At 58.3% G+C, this 17526-nt stretch carries 19 protein-coding genes and 1 pseudogene; 13 read left to right on the top strand and 7 right to left on the bottom strand.

The features are described from left to right. Positions 1–154: 154 nt before the first annotated feature. Entirely contained in the window at positions 155–409 is a 255-nt protein-coding gene (locus JNB88_RS25015; protein WP_220357795.1) for a DNA ligase-like domain-containing protein, read from the top strand. A gap of 588 nt (positions 410–997) precedes the next feature. Here JNB88_RS25015 and JNB88_RS25010 read toward each other — a convergent pair. From JNB88_RS25010 to JNB88_RS24995, 4 genes are read right to left on the bottom strand one after another with little or no spacing between them, the layout of a single operon-like run. Further along, positions 998–1819 (bottom strand): alpha/beta hydrolase, encoded by an 822-nt coding sequence (locus JNB88_RS25010; RefSeq protein WP_220357794.1) that lies wholly within the window; start codon positions 1817–1819, stop codon positions 998–1000. Between the two features lie 14 nt (positions 1820–1833). Then, entirely contained in the window at positions 1834–3282 is a 1449-nt protein-coding gene (locus JNB88_RS25005; protein ID WP_420832217.1) for an NAD-dependent succinate-semialdehyde dehydrogenase, read from the bottom strand. A gap of 56 nt (positions 3283–3338) precedes the next feature. Beyond that, entirely contained in the window at positions 3339–4565 is a 1227-nt protein-coding gene (locus tag JNB88_RS25000) for an iron-containing alcohol dehydrogenase (RefSeq protein WP_220357792.1), read from the bottom strand. Continuing rightward, positions 4562–5596 (bottom strand): Ldh family oxidoreductase, encoded by a 1035-nt coding sequence (locus JNB88_RS24995; RefSeq protein ID WP_220357791.1) that lies wholly within the window; start codon positions 5594–5596, stop codon positions 4562–4564. The genes JNB88_RS25000 and JNB88_RS24995 overlap by 4 nt, the downstream gene beginning before the upstream one ends. Positions 5597–5707: 111 nt before the next feature. Between JNB88_RS24995 and JNB88_RS24990 the strand changes: the two genes are divergently transcribed. From JNB88_RS24990 to JNB88_RS24955, 8 genes and pseudogenes are all read left to right on the top strand, one after another. Then, positions 5708–6388 carry a GntR family transcriptional regulator gene (locus JNB88_RS24990; RefSeq protein WP_220357790.1) on the top strand — a complete coding sequence of 227 codons (681 nt, stop codon included), beginning with the start codon at positions 5708–5710 and terminating at the stop codon, positions 6386–6388. 28 nt (positions 6389–6416) lie between these two features. Next, positions 6417–7976: a sugar ABC transporter ATP-binding protein gene (locus tag JNB88_RS24985; protein WP_220357829.1), complete on the top strand. Its 1560-nt coding sequence runs from the start codon at positions 6417–6419 to the stop codon at positions 7974–7976. Then, positions 7973–8965, top strand: a complete 993-nt coding sequence (locus tag JNB88_RS24980) for an ABC transporter permease (RefSeq protein WP_220357789.1) — start codon at positions 7973–7975, stop codon at positions 8963–8965. Before JNB88_RS24985 ends, JNB88_RS24980 begins: the two co-directional genes overlap by 4 nt. A 56-nt stretch (positions 8966–9021) precedes the next feature. Beyond that, positions 9022–9972 (top strand): substrate-binding domain-containing protein, encoded by a 951-nt coding sequence (locus JNB88_RS24975; protein WP_220357788.1) that lies wholly within the window; start codon positions 9022–9024, stop codon positions 9970–9972. 62 nt (positions 9973–10034) lie between these two features. After that, entirely contained in the window at positions 10035–10652 is a 618-nt protein-coding gene (locus tag JNB88_RS24970; protein WP_220357787.1) for a DJ-1/PfpI family protein, read from the top strand. A 120-nt stretch (positions 10653–10772) separates the two neighbouring features. Continuing rightward, positions 10773–11033 (top strand): annotated as a pseudogene (locus JNB88_RS24965) (SDR family oxidoreductase); the annotation flags it as partial. Continuing rightward, positions 11030–11674 carry an NADPH-dependent F420 reductase gene (locus JNB88_RS24960; RefSeq protein ID WP_223217321.1) on the top strand — a complete coding sequence of 215 codons (645 nt, stop codon included), beginning with the start codon at positions 11030–11032 and terminating at the stop codon, positions 11672–11674. The pseudogene JNB88_RS24965 and the gene JNB88_RS24960, both read left to right, overlap by 4 nt. Positions 11675–11697: 23 nt before the next feature. Continuing rightward, positions 11698–12087, top strand: a complete 390-nt coding sequence (locus JNB88_RS24955; protein WP_220357785.1) for a limonene-1,2-epoxide hydrolase family protein — start codon at positions 11698–11700, stop codon at positions 12085–12087. Between the two features lie 168 nt (positions 12088–12255). Here the strand turns inward: JNB88_RS24955 and JNB88_RS24950 are convergent, their stop codons facing one another. Next, positions 12256–12591 carry a RidA family protein gene (locus tag JNB88_RS24950; RefSeq protein ID WP_220357784.1) on the bottom strand — a complete coding sequence of 112 codons (336 nt, stop codon included), beginning with the start codon at positions 12589–12591 and terminating at the stop codon, positions 12256–12258. Here JNB88_RS24950 and JNB88_RS34680 point away from each other — a divergent pair. Next, positions 12576–12896, top strand: coding sequence for an ATP-binding cassette domain-containing protein (locus JNB88_RS34680; protein WP_220357828.1), 321 nt, complete (start codon positions 12576–12578; stop codon positions 12894–12896). The two genes, JNB88_RS24950 and JNB88_RS34680, sit on opposite strands and share 16 nt — an antisense overlap. After that, a complete protein-coding gene (locus tag JNB88_RS24940) occupies positions 12877–13713 on the top strand; it encodes an ABC transporter permease (RefSeq protein ID WP_220357783.1) in 837 nt (278 codons plus the stop codon). The genes JNB88_RS34680 and JNB88_RS24940 overlap by 20 nt, the downstream gene beginning before the upstream one ends. 24 nt (positions 13714–13737) lie before the next feature. Here the strand turns inward: JNB88_RS24940 and JNB88_RS24935 are convergent, their stop codons facing one another. After that, a complete protein-coding gene (locus tag JNB88_RS24935) occupies positions 13738–15204 on the bottom strand; it encodes an ATP-binding protein (protein WP_223217320.1) in 1467 nt (488 codons plus the stop codon). 710 nt (positions 15205–15914) lie between these two features. Between JNB88_RS24935 and JNB88_RS24930 the strand changes: the two genes are divergently transcribed. After that, positions 15915–16553 carry a response regulator transcription factor gene (locus JNB88_RS24930; protein ID WP_220357781.1) on the top strand — a complete coding sequence of 213 codons (639 nt, stop codon included), beginning with the start codon at positions 15915–15917 and terminating at the stop codon, positions 16551–16553. Positions 16554–16671: 118 nt separating this feature from the next. Further along, positions 16672–17124: a hypothetical protein gene (locus JNB88_RS24925; RefSeq protein ID WP_220357780.1), complete on the top strand. Its 453-nt coding sequence runs from the start codon at positions 16672–16674 to the stop codon at positions 17122–17124. Positions 17125–17262: 138 nt separating this feature from the next. On the opposite strand, the gene JNB88_RS34435 is transcribed toward JNB88_RS24925, so the two are convergent. Further along, positions 17263–17502 carry a response regulator gene (locus JNB88_RS34435; protein ID WP_338111035.1) on the bottom strand — a complete coding sequence of 80 codons (240 nt, stop codon included), beginning with the start codon at positions 17500–17502 and terminating at the stop codon, positions 17263–17265. Positions 17503–17526 lie beyond the last annotated feature (24 nt).

Genomic DNA, 17526 nt, shown 5'->3' with positions numbered 1-17526 from the left:
GGGTCAGCTCGCTGAAGGGGGGAATGAGCCCGCCATCACGAGGCGACAGCTTGCTCTTCCCGTGCCCCCGGGGTACAAACGCCTTAGGAAATCGCGATCACCGGGTCGGCCTAGGTCGGACGGCCGCGACAGCGCCCAGGACGGCCGGACATGCATGAGATACTGCACCTCCGGCCGTTTCGTCCTTCTTGGGATCAGCGCTCATGCCTTGAATCCTGTGCTCGACCAGCTGCGGACGAGAAGCGTCGAATACGATGGACTGCGCCGTAACGTCGTCTGGTCGCGGTCGACACTGATCGCGGAAATCGAATATTGCTATTGGACGCATGTTAGCATGTTGATGCGTGCTGCTTACAAAGGCTTCCGTGACGTTCAGGACAACGCTGACGTCTTCGAGATTGCTAGATAAGCTTGATGCCTATCTGGATTTCGCCGACGGCAACAATTCCTTGCTTGATAAGAAAGGCGGAATAGCTGCAACGACGCGGGCGATGGCTGCAGTGGTTCACTCTCGGCAGCACAAGCTGCGGCTTCTCGGTCCATATTTAAGAAATCAGCTTCATTCATCGATCTCCCTCCCCGTGAGATATCTTCTTTCGGGTGAGTGACCTTCGCAGCCGGCGCAACAAGCCGCACCTACCTGAAGGCCAGCACCACCGTGATCGATTTTGCCAGCAGAGAGGGCGAAGAAGCTACGCTGCCGAAATCCAGACCGCCTTCAGGGCGCCGTCCAGGTTGCGGGGCTGGGGACAGGGGCCACGATGGTTGCGGCAACACGGTCCGGCGTAGGATAATTCGCCGAATCGACGAGGCACTGAGAGGTTACCGGTAGCGTCGTCGCTTGGGTCTGCCTAGGCGATGCGGTCGTCGTCAGGGTTGTGCCCCGTTCAGCGAAAAAGCTGTTGAACCCGCGGTGCACATCCGTCCGCTTTCATTTGGGGACGGTCGCTCTTATAAGAGCCGACTGACATCCGTCTACTCAAACATTGGCGGGTGATCATGTGTCACCAGTTATAAGGCTCATCAGAAGCTCTCCCGCCTCGGTTCCCGGCACTCCCAGGTCGCGGACGGAGTTCATATGATTACGACCAGCTATGATTTTGGATGATACCGAGAGGCCTTGGGCTGCAAGGCGGTTATCGAAAGCATTCGCTTGCTCATGAAAGGGAAGCGTTTCGTCTTCACCGACAGCCAGGACGACGTTACAATTCCCATCATGGCGCCGGAGAAGGGGTGTGAAGCGAGACACCTCGTCCTCGGTCAGCGCTATCTCACTTTGCAAAAAGGATTGTTGCAGCGGCGCAAGATCATAAAGGCCGCCGAGCAAAAGAGCACCCTGAACAGAAGAAGCTTTTTCGCTTTCTTCGAACATGAATGTCGCCAGATGTGCGCCGGCGGAGTGCCCGCTGACAGAAAGACATGACGGGTTGCCTCCATAATCTGCGATACACTCGATCACCCATCGCTTAGCACGGACGACCTGATCGACAATCACGTTCATCCGCTGTCCCGGCATGAGCGAATAGTCGACGATCACGGCGATTGCGCCGGCCAAAGTGACGGTGTTGGCGATGCAAGAGTAGTCTCGCTTCGAGAACATTCGCCAATAGCCGCCGTGGATAAACAGGTGGACAGGAAGGTTCTCACGCGGCCCCTTTGGAAAGAAGATGTCCACCGTTTCATCAGGTCCATCGCCATATGCGACGTCCGCAATCATAGGCAAGGTTTCGCGCGACCTCGCACTGGCCGCGACGATTTCATCGACAATCGCATCGAAATCCGCGACATGGTCGCGGATCCGGAATGGGTCGGTTTCCATAAAAGCCCCCCGCTTCAGAAACTCGTAGCGATATATTTGGCTTCCATGAATTCGGCAATGCCATGGTGCTGTCCGCCCTCGCGCCCCAGCCCGCTCTGCTTTACGCCGCCGAACGGCGCTGCCGGATCGGAGACCAGACCTCGATTGAGGGCGATCATACCTGCTTCGATGGCGGAAGAAACGCGCAGGCCGCGTGCAAGGTCACGGGTGTACACATAGGCCGCAAGCCCATATTCCGTATCGTTGGCCCGCGCTACGGCTTCCTCCTCGTCTTGGAAACGGTAAAGCGGTGCAACGGGACCGAAAATCTCCTCCGACATCATCTCGGAGTTTACCGGGACGTCGGCAAGGACAGTCGGCGGGTAGAAGAAACCAGACCCGGACGGCGTTTCACCGCCGCATAGAACGCGCGCGCCCTTGGCTTTCGAATCGTCAACCAGGCGGCTGATCTTTTCGACTGCCTTGCGAGTAATCATCGGGCCGCAGTCGGTCTCGGCGTTGATGCCCGGACCGACGTTCAATGCCGCCATACGCCTGGTCAATCCTTCGGCGAATGCTTCATAGATGCCCGACTGCACGTAGAAGCGGTTTGCCGCCGTACATGCTTCGCCCGCATTGCGCATCTTGGCGATCATTGCCCCGTTGAGCGCGGCATCGAGATCGGCATCATCGAAAACCACGAAGGGCGCATTGCCGCCGAGTTCCATTGAGCACGAGATGACATGCTTCGCTGCCTCTGCGAGCAGTTGTTTGCCGACGCCTGTCGATCCCGTGAAGGAGAGCTTCCGGACACGCGGATCGGCCAGGACATGTGCCGTCATCGATCCAGGATTAGTAGTTGTCAGAACGTTGACGACACCCTTCGGCACGCCAGCCTCTTCGTAGATTGCCGCAAGCGCGTAGGCCGTGAGAGGCGTTTCGCTGGCAGGCTTGAGGATGACCGTACAGCCCGCCGCCAGGGCAGGGGCGATCTTGCGGGTTGCCATTGCTGCCGGGAAGTTCCAGGGCGTGATCATCAGGCAGATCCCGATCGGCTGATAATCCACGATGATGCGGTTCGTGCCGGACGGTGCAATACCGAACTCTCCGGTGATGCGTACTGCCTCTTCGGCGTTCCAGCGGAAGAATTCGGCTGCGTAGGCGACTTCGCCGCGCGCGTCCCGCAACGCCTTGCCGTTCTCCATCGAGATCAGGGTCGCCAGCATCTCCGAGCGTTCGACCATGAGTTCAAAGCAGCGTCGCAGGACCTCGGATCGCTTGCGGGGTGGGGTGGCACGCCAGGCAGGCGCGGACGCCGCTGCCGCATCGATGCATGCCTGGGCATCGTCGATTGTCGCATCAGGCACAGCTGCGAGAACGACACCAGTCGACGGGTCGACGACATCTATTTGCCGACCGGACTGCGACGGTCGCCATGACCCGTCGATGTAAAGCCCGCGTGCGGCTGCGTCGATGTCCGGCATCTCGCGGTGGGTTGCATGGATCTGCTGGGCAATGGTCATGAGTTTTTCCTCGATGTTCAAATTGCGGAGGCGGCGAGGTCGCCGTCGTAAGCTGCTCTTACAAGACGCTTCATCGCGTCGAGATCGAACGGCCTGGGATTGTTCTTGATGAGCCTGTCGATGCCGAAGGCCTGCTCTGCCGTCCAATCGAGCTTGTCGGCGGCCAGCCCGAGATCGGCAAGGGTGGGGGTGATACCGATCGCTGCAAACAGCCTGCGAATTTCCTCTATCGCGGCGACGGCAAGCTGCTTTGGATCGCCATCCATGCTGTGAAGGCCAAGCGCTCCGGCAATCTCGGCCATTTCGGCGGTTGAAACCGACCTGTTGTAGTTCATCACGTACGGCATCATGGTTGCGACACCGAGGCCGTGGGCGGTGTGGGTCAGCGCTCCGGCCGGGTACTGGATGGCGTGGGCCGCTGCTGTTCCTGCTGTCCCGAAGGCACAACCCGCTGCCAAGGCTCCCATCATGACATCGGCCCGGGCCTCTTCGTCAGATCCATCCGTGCAAGCCTTTTCGAGACTGCGGCCCAGAAGCTTGATTGCCAAAAGTGCAAAATGATCGGTGAGGGCGCTCTTTCCGATGAAGACGTGTTCTTGCGCCAAGGCAGGGTCGGCGCCTCTGCGAGCGGCAGTGAAAGCCTCGATAGCGTGGGTCAGGGCGTCAGCTCCGGCGATTGCGGTCAGTCCAGGAGGGCAGGTCATCGTCAGTTCCGGATCGCAGATCGCCACGGCCGCGATGAGATAGGGGCTGGATATCCCGACCTTCAGCGTGCGGTCTGTATCGGAGATGACAGCAACGGGAGTGACTTCGGATCCCGTTCCTGCCGTTGTGGGTACGGCAATGACGGGGATCGTGGGACCTGGGACCTTGTACTCGCCATAGTAATCCTTCAACGCGCCGCCGTGGGTGAGCAGCAGGGCCGCACACTTCGCCATATCAAGGCAACTCCCTCCGCCAATCCCGATCACCAGATCGGGATCAAAGCTGCGTGCGTCCTCCACGCATACCGAAACGGTAGCGACCGGAACGTCAGGCTGGACACCATCATGAATCAGCACTGCAATGTTCGCAGCCTCCAGCGACTTAATGATCTCGGCGAAGACGGTCGTGCCTGCGAACCGTTCGTCCGTGCAGATCAGCGCGCGACTGCCTAGTTTGGCCGCAACCGAGGGGAGGGCATGGCGCTGCCCCTTGCCGAAGAGAATTTCACGGGGAAGACGGATCGCGGCGAAAAGGGTCATTGTCCATGTCCTCTGACAGGTGGATTGTTCGAATAAGAAAGGGCGTTGAGCTCGTCCCAGAGTTTGGGGCTGATCTCGATTCCGTCCTTGTGCGCCTGTTCACGCCGCGACGATGCGCCGTCGCCGGGAACTGTCACGGGGCGCAAAGGATCAGCGGGGATGGAAGTTCGGATGCGCTCGAGATAGTCACTGAACACCGTAAGAAGGTCTGGCTCGGTGCGGGCGTCGATTACGATCAGCACATCACCTTTGTTACAGACGTTGTCCGCGTCGAGCGTACCGCGTACGTCAGGTGCCAGGGCCGAACGTGCTATCGAGGCAACGAGCAGCTCGAGAGCCGTTGCGAGCGCGTAGCCCTTTGCATCGCCGAATGGCCCGATCGAGCCCTTTGTCGCGGCTGCTGCATCCGTGGTCGGCGTCCCGCTCGCGTCTCGTGCCCAGCCTTCAGGAATGGGGACGCCATTTGCGGCATGGTGGTGAATTTTGCCCATTGAAACGACACCAGTCGCAAGGTCTACGATGAGTGGCCTTCCCGATGTGGGAACAGCGATCGCGAGCGGGTTGGTTCCGAGCAGCGCGCGCGTCCCTCCATAGGGGTGAACAAGCGCTTCGCTCGAGGACATGACGATGCCGATCTGGCCCCGGCGAGCGACGCATTCGACGTAGTGTGCAAGCATGCCGAGATGGTTGGAGTTGCGGATCCCGGCGATTGCGATGCCAGTTTCACGAGCCCTTTCTGCGATCCGGTCGAGCGCGGCATGGGCGACAACTGGTCCCAGTCCTTTCTGGCCATCAACATCAAGGAACGAGGACGAGCGCCAGTTTTGCATTCCCGCGGTCGATGCGTCGATAAGGTCGCGCTCAATCCGGGACAAGATACGCGGCAGCCGCTGCAGTCCATGGGACGGATGGCCTTTCAGTTCCCCTTCCACCAGTACGCGTGCCTGCATTGCAGCGTGGGCCGCAGGCGTCCCGCGGTCCGCAAGGAGGCGTGTTGCTAACGCCATGGCGCCGTCTTCATCTACCCTCACGATATCTCCGATATAAAATCCTATAGGATATGGGATTGCATATCGCGGAGCATCATGTTAGCGATGGGTTGTGTCAAGAGGCAAAAAATAATGCACGACCGGAATACGACGATGTTGAACGAAGCGCCCGACCCAAGTGGATTCATTCAGCGGAGCAACAGCCTCGCAGGCAGCGTCTATGACGCGATCTTCGCCCAGCTGATGTCCTTGAAGATCGCGCCAGGCGCGAGGATTACTGTCGATAACCTCGTCCGTGAACTCAACGTCTCACAGACCCCAATCCGCGAGGCGCTTGGTCGCCTTGAGGGAGAAGGGCTTGTCGTCAAGACCCATCTCATCGGTTACAGCGCAGCGCCTCAGATCGCTCGCAGGCGTTTTGATGAACTCTATCAGCTCCGTCTGCTGCTTGAGCCTGCGAGCGCAGCCAAGGCTGCATCTGTCATGGACGAGCACAAGCTCTCCGCACTTAAAGAGGCCGCAGGTGTGATGGGTCGGCGCGACGGCGGCGACGAACGACTGCGCTATTCGACCTTCGCTCGCCAGGACGCGCTCTTCCACGACAAGATTCTGGAAATTGCTGGAAACGAGCTCATTCGCGAGACGCTGAGCCATCAACACACGCACTTTCACATTTTCCGTTTGATGTTTCACTCCCGGGTTACCGAGGAAGCTCTGGATGAACATGAGGCCCTGATCACCGCGTTCGCTGCGGGCGATGCTTCCGCAGCCGAAGCGGCAATGCGTGTCCATCTCGAGCACTCGCGTGACCGACTGCTCCCCGCGTTCGATTAAGAGGCCGCCGATGCCGAGCGTTGTGAGCATGGAACGAAACGGAGGGGCGTCGGCAACGGAGACCCAAAGCGTTGCGCGCGCTCCCGTTCTGCGCGCCGAGGGTATCTCCAAGCAGTACGGACCAGTTACGGTTCTATCTGATATCTCGCTCGATATCTTCCCGGGTGAGATCCACGCGGTCATTGGCGAAAACGGCGCTGGCAAGTCGACCTTCATGCGCCTCTTGTCGGGCTACGCCGAACCGAGCTCCGGATCGCTTTCCATGGGCGAGGGTGCGGTCCGGTTCTCCAGGCCGGAGCAGGCTCAACAGGCTGGTATCGTTCTCGTCCACCAGGAGATCCTGCTCGCCGACGCGCTTACTGTTGCAGAAAACCTCTTCCTCGGTCGTGAACTGATGCGTAACGGGGTCGTCGACGACAAGACCATGCGACGTATCGCCAGGGAGAAGCTCTCCGAACTCGGCTGTGATGTGTCACCCAACGCGCTGGTGCGCAACATATCGCTCGCTGATCGACAGCTCGTTCAAATCGCCCGCGCGCTTCTCGACGATTACAAGCTTGCGATCTTCGACGAGCCGACTGCAGTCCTCACCGGGGAAGAGGTCGAGCGTCTGCTTTCGATCATCATGCGACTGAAAGAACAAAGCACCGCAATTCTATACATCAGCCACCGGCTCGATGAGGTGCAGCGCCTGGCGGACAAGGTAACGGTGCTGCGCGACGGCAAGATGGTTGGCAGCTATCCCGGACACACCCTAAGCCAGACGGACATGGCTCGCCTGATGGTCGGCCGCGATCTCGCCGCGCTCTATCCGCCCAAGCGGGTAAACGCGTTGAGCGGCGTCGAACTGACGGTTCGAGACCTCTCAGTACCAGGTTTCGTCAGGGGCGTGTCCTTCCAGGTGCGCAAGTCCGAGATACTGGGCTTTGCCGGGATGATCGGTGCCGGCAGGACGGAACTGTTCGAAGGCATCATGGGATTGCGCCCGGCAAAAGGTGTGGTTGAGTTGCTGGGCAAGCCCATCGACATCCATTCGCCGCGGGCCGCACTCGATGCGGGGATCGGGTATTTGACCGAGGACCGAAAGGGAAAAGGTCTTCTTCTACGGGAAGGATTGGCACCTAACCTAACGTTATCAGCTCTCGGTCGTTTTCACCCCGGGCTCCTGATGCATCGTCGCCGCGAGCGGGCCGCGCTCGCTGACGCAATCGAGCAATACGATATTCGCCTCAAGAGTACGAGGGTCCAGGCGGGCCAGCTCTCAGGCGGTAACCAGCAAAAGCTGCTGCTCGCCAAGGTGCTGCTGACTGCACCGTCGATCGTCGTGATCGATGAGCCGACGCGCGGCATCGACATCGCCAACAAGGCGCAGATCTACGCCTTCATTCAGCTGCTAGTCTCGCAGGGCAAGACCTGCATCGTCATCTCGTCGGAGATGCAGGAACTGATCGGCATCTGCGACAGGATCCTTGTGATGCGTGAGGGGCGCATCGCAGGCGAGGTCTCCGGCGAAGAGATGACAGAACACAATGTCGCGCTCTTGGCGACAAGCGATACCGCTGAACGTGTTCAGGGAGGAACAAGATGACCGTATTAACAGGCTCCACTTCGGTCGGACCGGAACGGGAATGGAATATCGGCTGGGCCGACGTCGGACCCTTTGTCGCCTTGGCTGCGCTGATGGTGATCGGCTTTGCGATCAATCCGGACTTTCTGTCCGCGACCAACCTCGGCAATGTCATCACGAGAAGCGCCTTCATCGCCATCATCGCCGTGGGCGCCACCTTCGTGATTTCCTCGGGCGGGCTCGATCTATCCGTCGGATCAATGGCTGCGTTCATCACCGGCATCACCATCATGTTCATGAACCGGATGGCCCCGGAGTGGGGAGTAACGGCAATCCCGGCTGGCATGGTGGTCGCTGTCGCGGTGGGGCTGTTCTGCGGCCTGATGAATGGTCTGATCGTTACTGTCGGGAAGATCGAACCATTCATTGCCACGCTCGGCACGATGGGCATTTTCAGGGCGTTGATTACCTACATGTCGGACGGGGGAACCATCCCGATCGACCGCACCCTGCGCGACGCGTACCGACCGGTGTATTTCGGGACGCTCGCGGGTATCCCACTGCCTATCGTGATCTCGATCGCCGTTGCCGCGATCGCATCCTTCATCCTCTACAAGATGAAGTACGGGCGCAAATGCGCGGCCGTCGGCGCCAATGAGGACGTCGCGCGCTACTCCGGCATCTCGATCATCAAGACCCGCACCATCGCCTACGCGATCCAGGGTGCCTGCGTTGCAATCGCCGCCATCTGCTACGTGCCGAGACTAGGAGCAGCTACCCCGACGACAGGTGTTCTTTGGGAGCTGCAGGTCATCACTGCGGTGGTGATTGGGGGAACCGCACTTCGGGGCGGCAAGGGACACATCTGGGGAACGGTCGCGGGCGCGGTCATTCTCGAACTCATCGCGAACCTGATGGTGCTTTCCGACTTCGTCTCGGAATACCTCGTAGCAGGTGTTCAGGGCGTCATCATCATCATCGCCATGCTCATTCAAAGGTTTTCGAAATAATCCGTGTCAGGACCACACGGGTTCACGGTCTTAGGTCCAAATTTGGGAGGAATGGAATGTCTACTACGAAATGGATAGCGGCAGCGGCCGTGAGTACTTTGTTCATCGCAGGTCACGGATTTGCCACCGACAAGAAGGTCGTCGCGGTTTCGATCCCCGCAGCCGATCACGGATGGACGGCAGGTATCGTTTATCACGCGCAGGCGGCAGCCAAGGAAATCAACGCTTCATTTCCCAACGTCGAGGTCGTCGTCAAGACCTCGCCCTCGGCAACAGCACAGGTTAGTGCGCTCGAAGATCTCTCGGCAGGCCGCAAGCTCGATGCGCTGGTCATTCTGCCCTACACGTCCGAGGAACTGACCACCCCTGTGAAAGCCGTCAAGGATTCGGGGACGTTCATCACGGTCGTCGATCGGGGCCTTAACGACCCGACCATCCAGGACCTTTATCTCGCGGGCGACAACATCGCTGTGGGCCGCAATACGGCAAAGTTCATGATCGACAAGCTCGGCGGCAAGGGCAATCTCGTCGTGCTGCGCGGCATTCCGACCGTGATCGACGATGAACGTATCCAGGGTTTCCAGGACGCCATCAAGGGGACCGATCTCAAGGTTCTGGATATCCAGTACGCGAACTGGAACAGTGATGACGCCTTCAAACTCATGCAGGACTATCTTGCCAAGTACCCGCAGATCGATGCTGTATGGGCAAACGATGACGACATGCTGCTGGGCGTACTGGAGGCCGTCAAGGAGTCAGGTCGCAAGGACATCAAGCTGGCGCTTGGTGGTAACGGAATGAAGGACATCGTCAAGAAGGTCATCGACGGTGACGCAATGACCCCGGTCGAGACGCCTTACCCGCCTGCCATGATCAAGACTGCGATCTACATGACGGTTGCCAACCTCGTCGGGCAGGCGCCTGTGCGAGGAGCGGTCAAGCTGGATGCGCCACTTATCACCCAGGAGAACGCCAAGGAATACTACTTCCCGGACTCTCCGTTCTGATTATCTACGTCAACCGGGGCGGCCAGCGCCGCCCCACCGCATGACCAAAGAGGAGTAAAATCATGCCAGGCAAGAAGATACTGATGCTGACGGGCGAGTTCACCGAGGAGTACGAGATCTTCGTCTACCAGCAGGCGATGGAAGCGGTCGGCCATACGGTGCATGTCGTCTGCCCGGACAAGAAGGCAGGGGATCTGATCAAGACGTCGCTGCACGACTTCGAAGGCGACCAGACCTACACCGAGAAGCTCGGACATTTTTTCACGATTAACAAGACGTTTTCGGAAGCAGAGGCGCAGCTTGATCAGTATCACGCAGTCTACGCAGCAGGCGGGCGCGGTCCAGAATACATCCGCACCGACAAGCGCGTCCAGGCGATGGTTCGGCATTTCCACGAGACCCGGAAGCCGATTTTCACGATCTGCCATGGCGTCCAGATCCTGATTGCCGTCGACGGGGTCGTGCGCGGGAAGCGTGTTGGTGCTCTTGGAGCTTGCGAGCCTGAAGTTACGCTCGCGGGTGGCACTTACGTCGATCTGTCGCCGACAGAAGCACTCGTTGATGGAAATATGGTTTCGGCGAAGGGATGGACAGCACTTGCAGCATTTATCCGGGAGTGCCTAAAGGTCCTGGGGACCGAGATTCATCATCGTGACGACCTGGCTCAGGCCGCAGAGTGACCAGCCGCTCGGGTGGCCTATAGCTTTGAGTTCAAGGCCGTATCGGTGACGGCCTTGAAACCTCAAAACAGCGGGATGTGGCCGCGCCCATGGCAGTGGACGTGGCGCAAGCGCCATCGTGCAGTTGCCGCCTATACCCGCGGCTGGGCCCGCGATCTCGGCCCGCGAAACATCACCGTCAATGTTGTCCAGCCCGGTGCCATCAACACCGACATGAACCCACAGGACGGGCCGTTCGCCGAGACGCTGAAGAACCTTGCCGCTCTTGGACGCTACGGCCAGCCGGAAGACATCGCAGCCGCTGTCGCCTTTCTCGTGGGTCCAGACGCCGGCTACATCACCGGCGCCACACTCAATGTCGACGGCGGCCAGTCGGCCTGAGGTTCTCACTCAACACCGAAAATAGTAGGAGAAAGACAATGACAAGTATCGGGATCATTGGCGCAGGCAATATCGGCGCAGCCTTCGCACGAGCGTTGGCGCGCAATGGCATTGCAGCGACGATCGCAAACAGCCGTGGCCCGGAAACGCTGTCCGCCCTCGTCGGCGAACTGAGCCCGTTTATTTCGGCGGGTTCGATCAACGAGGCCGCCAAGGCAGATATCGTGCTGATTGCCATTCCTTGGTCGAGGCTACCCGCGGCCCTTTCTGGACTGCCCAACTGGGCGGGCAGGATCGTGGTCGATGCGAACAATCCAATCGAAGCGCCCCTATTCAAGCCAGCGGAGCTGAGTGGTCGCCTGTCGACTGAGATCGTTGCCAACCTCGTTCCAGGGGCACGGGTTGTGAAGGCATTCAACCATCTGTCAGCAGCTCTTGTCGCAACTGACCCCCATGCCGAGGGCGGCGAGCGGGTTCTCTTCTATTCCGGCGATGATGCGCCGGCGAAGGCAGAGGTCGCAGCGCTGATTTCCAGGCTCGGCTTCGCTGGCATCGATCTTGGCCCGATCTCGATCGGCGGCAAGCTCACGCAGTTCCCTGGCGGTGCCCTGCCGGCCATCAACTTCGTCAAATTTGCCTGACCCGCCACGCTGGAGATAAAACCATGACGAACGATCCAATGTTTGTCGCGCAGACGTTTTTCAACCACTGGACGGCCAACCGCATCGATGAGGCATTGGCAATGCTTGCCGACGATGTTCTCTACGACAACGTGCCGTTCCCCGATATTTTCGGCCGGGAAAATGTTCGTAATTTTCATCGTGACTTCGGTATCGGCACGACCTTTACCGTCGACTGGACGGTCACCCATATCGCAGTCGCAGGCAATGTGGTGCTGAACGAACGGATCGACATCTTCAACCATGAGAAGGGGGGCAAGATCACGTTGCCGGTCATGGGCACCCTCACGATCGAAAACGGACTCATCACAATCTGGCGCGACTATTTCGATCCGGCTGACTTTGACAGGCAGTTATCCAAGCTGAAAGAATAGGGGCATGGCCCACACCGGCGTCCACGTTTGGGGTGGGTATGTTGCTGGAAGAATGTTCGTAGGTTGAGGGTTCGAATCTCTTCAAGAGCTAATGGGAAACCGCGTTGCGTCTTGGCATCGCTTTGGTGGGACGCGTTGCCCGTTAGCCAATAAGTGTGGACTCATCCGCTATCGCTTCACCGCGACGCATTTCACCTCGGCAAGCAAGCCCGGATGTGCGAGCTCGGAAACGCCGATGCGGGTCCATGCGTAGGTGCCTTTCGGAAAGACTTCGTTCTTCGCCGTCCGGAAGACATCCATGTGCTTCGACATCGCCACATGATAGCTGGTCATCTCCACCACGTCGTCGAAGGTGCAGTTTGCGGCCTCAAGGACGATGCGGAGGTTTTCCCACATGGCGCGAAACTGCTCTTGCGGGTCGTCGACCACCTGGAGATCTTTGGTCCGTCCGACTTGCCCAACGACATAAATCGTGTCCCCGACCTTAACTGCCGGGTTACGCAAGCCACGACGTTAGCACTCTTTCGGGCGGCGAAGCGCAACGTGTCTCGTTTGCCAGAACATTGGCAAACAAGCCGCGGATCCTCCTATTAGACGAGCCTACGTCCGCTCTCGACGAAGAATCCAGCGGAGCGATCGAAGGCCTCGTCCGAAAGGTTTCCGAAGAGGACGGCGTAACCTGCCTGATGGTCACCCACAGTCCGGTTCAAGCGCTCCGGCTGGCAAAGCGAACGATGTTCATGGCCGGCGGCAAACTGGTCTCATACGGTCCCACTAAGGAGGTTCTTCATGCTCACGGATCTCTTTGATCACGCGGTTCTGGTCGGGCTTGCTCAAGCCGCCGCCGCTGCCGTTCTGTGCGTCGGGGTCGTGCTCGTGTGTCGTCGGTTCGGCGTTCGGGTTGAAAAAGAGACCTCGGTCTCGCTCCTACGCGGTTTGGTCCAAATGTCATTTGTGGGCGTCGTTCTAGGCCTGATCTTGAAGGGCACACTGCTCATTGGCGTGCTGATCCTTTTGGGAATGGTCGTGGCGGCGGCCGTCACGGCAAGCCGCCGGTTCGCTGACTTGCCATATGCTTTCGAGATATCGCTGTACTCGATCGGAGCGGGTGGTGGAACAGCGATCATCTTCATGCTCGTCACCCGGTGCTTGACAGCGGATGTCACCGTTCTCGTGCCCGTGGGCAGCATGATCATCGCCAACAGTATGAATGCTGCTGCCCAAGCAATGGAGCGCTTCAAAGCTGACATCCTTAGTCACGTCGGTCAAATCGAAGCTGCACTCTGTCTTGGCGCCGAGCCCTCAATAAGCGTGTCGCCGTACGTGCAGACTTCGGTGTACGCGAGCCTGCTTCCTCGGCTGGATATGCTGAAGTCGCTTGGTCTCGTCTGGATTCCTGGCGTCATGGCGGGAATGCTCGTATCCGGAGCAAGTCCTCTGTACGCTGGCATCTACCAGTTCGTTATTGTCGCGATGATCCTTGTTGCATCCGGGATATCCGGTATGGGGGTGGCGGCTTTGATGCAAAGGCGCGCATTCACTTCGGCCGCCCAACTAACGCTACGCAGCAGTCCGGCTGGTCCAAGCAAGCGCACAAGCGTTCTCGCGAGCTTCCTTGGTCGATAAGACCGCATGTCCAGTTTGCAACGGCTATCGTGCCCCTAGCTCGGCACAGGCAGCGCTTGGCGTCGGCGGTTCGAACGAGGAGGTCGCGAGCGTTTCGAAATGGCTTCGCGAGAGTTCTTCGTGTGCTGCGGGGGTCTTGATGATGCGCAGGTGGCACTCCTGGACCTTCGATACCCTTCGCGCAGCGTAGACCCTCACTACATGAAGCAGCTTGTAATACAAGATACTCGAGGACCGGGAAACGTGGACGAGTGATTTGTCGACCAAGCTTGCCAACAAGCTAGCCGTTCTCACTCCCTCGCTGTCGGATTGCGTATACAGACTGCGCACAGCTTCAAGCGTGAAGACGCCGGCGAAGGTAGATAGCCTCAGGAGCAATTTTTGTTCCTCGGCCGAAAGCAATTCAAAGCTCCAGTCAAGGAGGGCCTCGATCGTTTGATGCCGGGAAGATGCGCTACGACGGCCCTGAAGCGTCAAGAACTCGTCACGCTCAATAAGTTCGGCTATGCCAAGCATACCAAGAGCGCCGACGTGGCTTGCAACAAGCTCAATCGCAATAGGAAGTCCGTCTAGACGCCGGCAGATCTCTAAAGCCGAACCGACGCTCGTCTCGTCAACCGTCGCAATTCCCCCGCCTGCGATAGCACGGTCCAAGAAAAGTTGAACCGCCGGGGAGGGGTTTCGCCATCCATTGGCCGGCGTCGCGTATTCGAGCGGAGCTAGGAACTCCACGTACTCGCCGCCCATACGAAGTACTTCGCGGCTCGTGACGAGCAGACGCACTGATGGCGCCTCGTCGATTATCCTTGCAACGAGAGGCACCAGATTTTCCAGTGCGTGCTCGCAATTGTCGAGAATCAGAAGGACTCGCTTGTCCGAGAGAAACCTGGCTATCGCACTCTGTGTCTTGGAAGGATTGAACGGGCAGGGGTCGATCGAAAACATGGCAGCAAGCGCAAGCGTCGGGTCTTCCTTGAGTGCCAGATCCAAAAAACAGATGTCGCCCCTAAAATTTGCACGCAGTTCGCCGGCCGCCGCTATCGCGACTGCGGTCTTCCCGACACCGGCAGGTCCCACGAGCGAAACGAGCCGTTTTGACAGGACCGTTGCTGCCAGCTTCTCAAGTGTCTCGCTCCGGCCATGCAAGAGTTGCGGGATCGCCGGTAGCCGCAGGTTACCTTGAAGGGCCGCATTCGCAGTTGTTTCTGATGCTTTGCGAACAGGGCACGCAAACATGTAACCACGCCCCGGCACATTGATCACGAAACGGACGCCGTCTACGCCGTCGCCCAGGGTCTTTCGTAGCGCGACAATGTGAACGCGAAGATTTGAGGCCTCGACAACGACGTCAGGCCACACGATACCGAAAAGGTCCTTCGCACTCACAATCGAGCCTGCTCTGGTGACGAGCGCGATTAAGATGTCAAAGGCGCGACTGCTCAAATTCAGTTCGACGTTTCCCTTTCGAAGCCACCGCCCCTCCACTGACATGGAGAATTGACCGAACAAGAGGACGCTATTCGTTCCGGAGAAAACCTCGTCGGAAGGGGCCAGCTCCGCCGTGGTCTCGTGCGTGCGGCAGCCTTTATGTTCACGCACCGTTAAGTTGGTTGAAGTTCTGACGGGTGCCATTCGAGTTACTCCGCGGTGCACAGAGACAGGTTCGACACATGTCTCTGCAGTTGGACGGCTTGGGCCGGCATGGGTTCGATCCAAATAGCGAGCGCAGCCACGCTGTGGCTATTCTGGATGCCAGATTTTGCAGACAGACCCGGTCTAGTGATTGTTTGATACGCACGCACAAGCGTGGATGCCGCGGCAAAAGACGTGACAACTACAATCAATGGGCGTATAAGTGAATTTAGATACACGAGATAGGTCATAATCTACTCCTATATCCTGGGCTCCAACGATTTCGGTCATCGTTCGGGACGGCGCTTGTCCATTTTATACCAGCTAGGGCAGCGCCACATCTATAATGGATTACCGTTACAAGACGCCCGGCCACCTGCTAGGCGTTTCCGAATCTGCCTGCGTGTGGTACTTTGCGGACTTAACGTTATAGTCGGATCCGTGGCTTGAGGAAAAAGAACCGGCTCCGGATTTTTAGGCGCGCATGGCCGGGGGTTGTCATTGATCGTGACGAGGTCAGAAGCTATTTGCATTTGCGGTCCTTCTTCGAGAAGCGCTGGTGCTAGGCGATGATTCAAGACAACTGCATTGTTTACATCGTTGATGACGACGATCGGATGCGCACAGCGATCTGCGATCTTCTCGAAGCCAAAGGCGTCAATGCGCACGCATTCGGATCAATTGCTGAGTACTCGGCCTTTGACCGCCCCGACGCGCCGTCGTGTCTGGTTCTGGATATTGAACTGCCACAAGTCAACGGTCTCGACTTCCAGATGCAAGTCGACCGCGACGCTCAGCCACCAATCGTGTTCATTACTGGTCATGGCGACATACCCAAAACGGTTCAGGCCATCAAACGTGGTGCCGTCAATTTTCTGACAAAGCCTTTCGACCACCTTGATCTGCTCGCGTCCATCAACAGCGCATTTGAGCAGGATCGGGTGAAACGGAAAGAGGCGGCAGCGCTTTCGGTTTTGCGGGAACGGCTTGCGGCGCTCACCCCGCGCGAAAGAGATGTACTGCCGCTGATAGTCGCCGGGTTGCTGAATAAACAGGCGGCCGCCCAGTTAGGTATCAGCGAGGTAACTTTCCAGATCCACCGCAGCCGTGTAATGCATAAGATGCAGATCACCTCGGTCGCGGAGCTCGTTAAGATCACCGAACGACTTCGATTGTATGCCGACGAACCCGTGGGTCGAGAGGCGTGACGCCTCAGTCCTCGACCACACGAAGATCTAGGTCACACACGTCTCTGGGATGATTTCGAACGTCCTTGCCGGAGCCTAACGTTCCTTTCGATAGAGAAAAGTCGAAGGAGGAAGTTAGGTGAAACATCTGTTGAATTCACGCCTGCTCGCCAGTAGCGCAGTGGGCGGTCTTTTAATCATCGCGCAAGCAGTTGTCCTCACATCGTGCACAACTACCAGCGCTGGCAGCCAGTCGAAGGATGACAGCTTGGCTGCTGCGGGATTTGTGGAGCGTCCCGCCAACACCAAGAAGCGCCAGACCATGCAGGCCAGGCTCCCGGCAAACCAGTTCCTGAAGCGGGTACACGGGAATACCGTCAGCTACGTGTACTCGGATCCCACTGGCTGCAAGTGCATCTATATCGGATCGCAGAAATCCTACGACCGATATCGTCAAGCCCAGCAGCAAAAGCGGGTTCTCAATGCCGAGCAACTCATCGCGTCGGACTACGACGACGATCTCTGGGACTGGGAGTCGTGGGGACCATCGATTTCTGGCTTCTACGGCCCATTCGGGCCTGGTTGGGACTGAGTTGATGGCGATGGCCGCGGGCGCCCCACCGCAGCCTCCATCATGGCGATCAGCGATACGACGTCAACCGGTTTCCCAAAAACGGCGATGCACCGCCTTCAAGGGCTTTGTTCCTTGTCCATTTGTCGGTGTAGGAAGTTACGAAATGGTTGGGGGGCGTGGAGAACGCCGATTCATTGCCTGCTGAATCTCCAGGCCGTTCATTCCTGGCATTTCGACGTCGACAACGACGCAGTCGACATCTGATGCCAACTGTAGAAATTCTTCTGCCGATCCAAACAGTCGGCAGTCGTAACCGTGCGATTTAATCAAATTCTCCAACGCTTCACGGATGGCAAGGTCGTCATCGACAACAGCAATTAATGGGATATGCGACACGGTCGTTGCTTTCTATCTCTCTTT

It is taken from the genome of Rhizobium cauense, from assembly GCF_019511525.1.
GTDB classification, from domain to species: domain Bacteria; phylum Pseudomonadota; class Alphaproteobacteria; order Rhizobiales; family Rhizobiaceae; genus Rhizobium; species Rhizobium cauense.
This window is presented reverse-complemented; position numbering and strand designations above follow the sequence as displayed.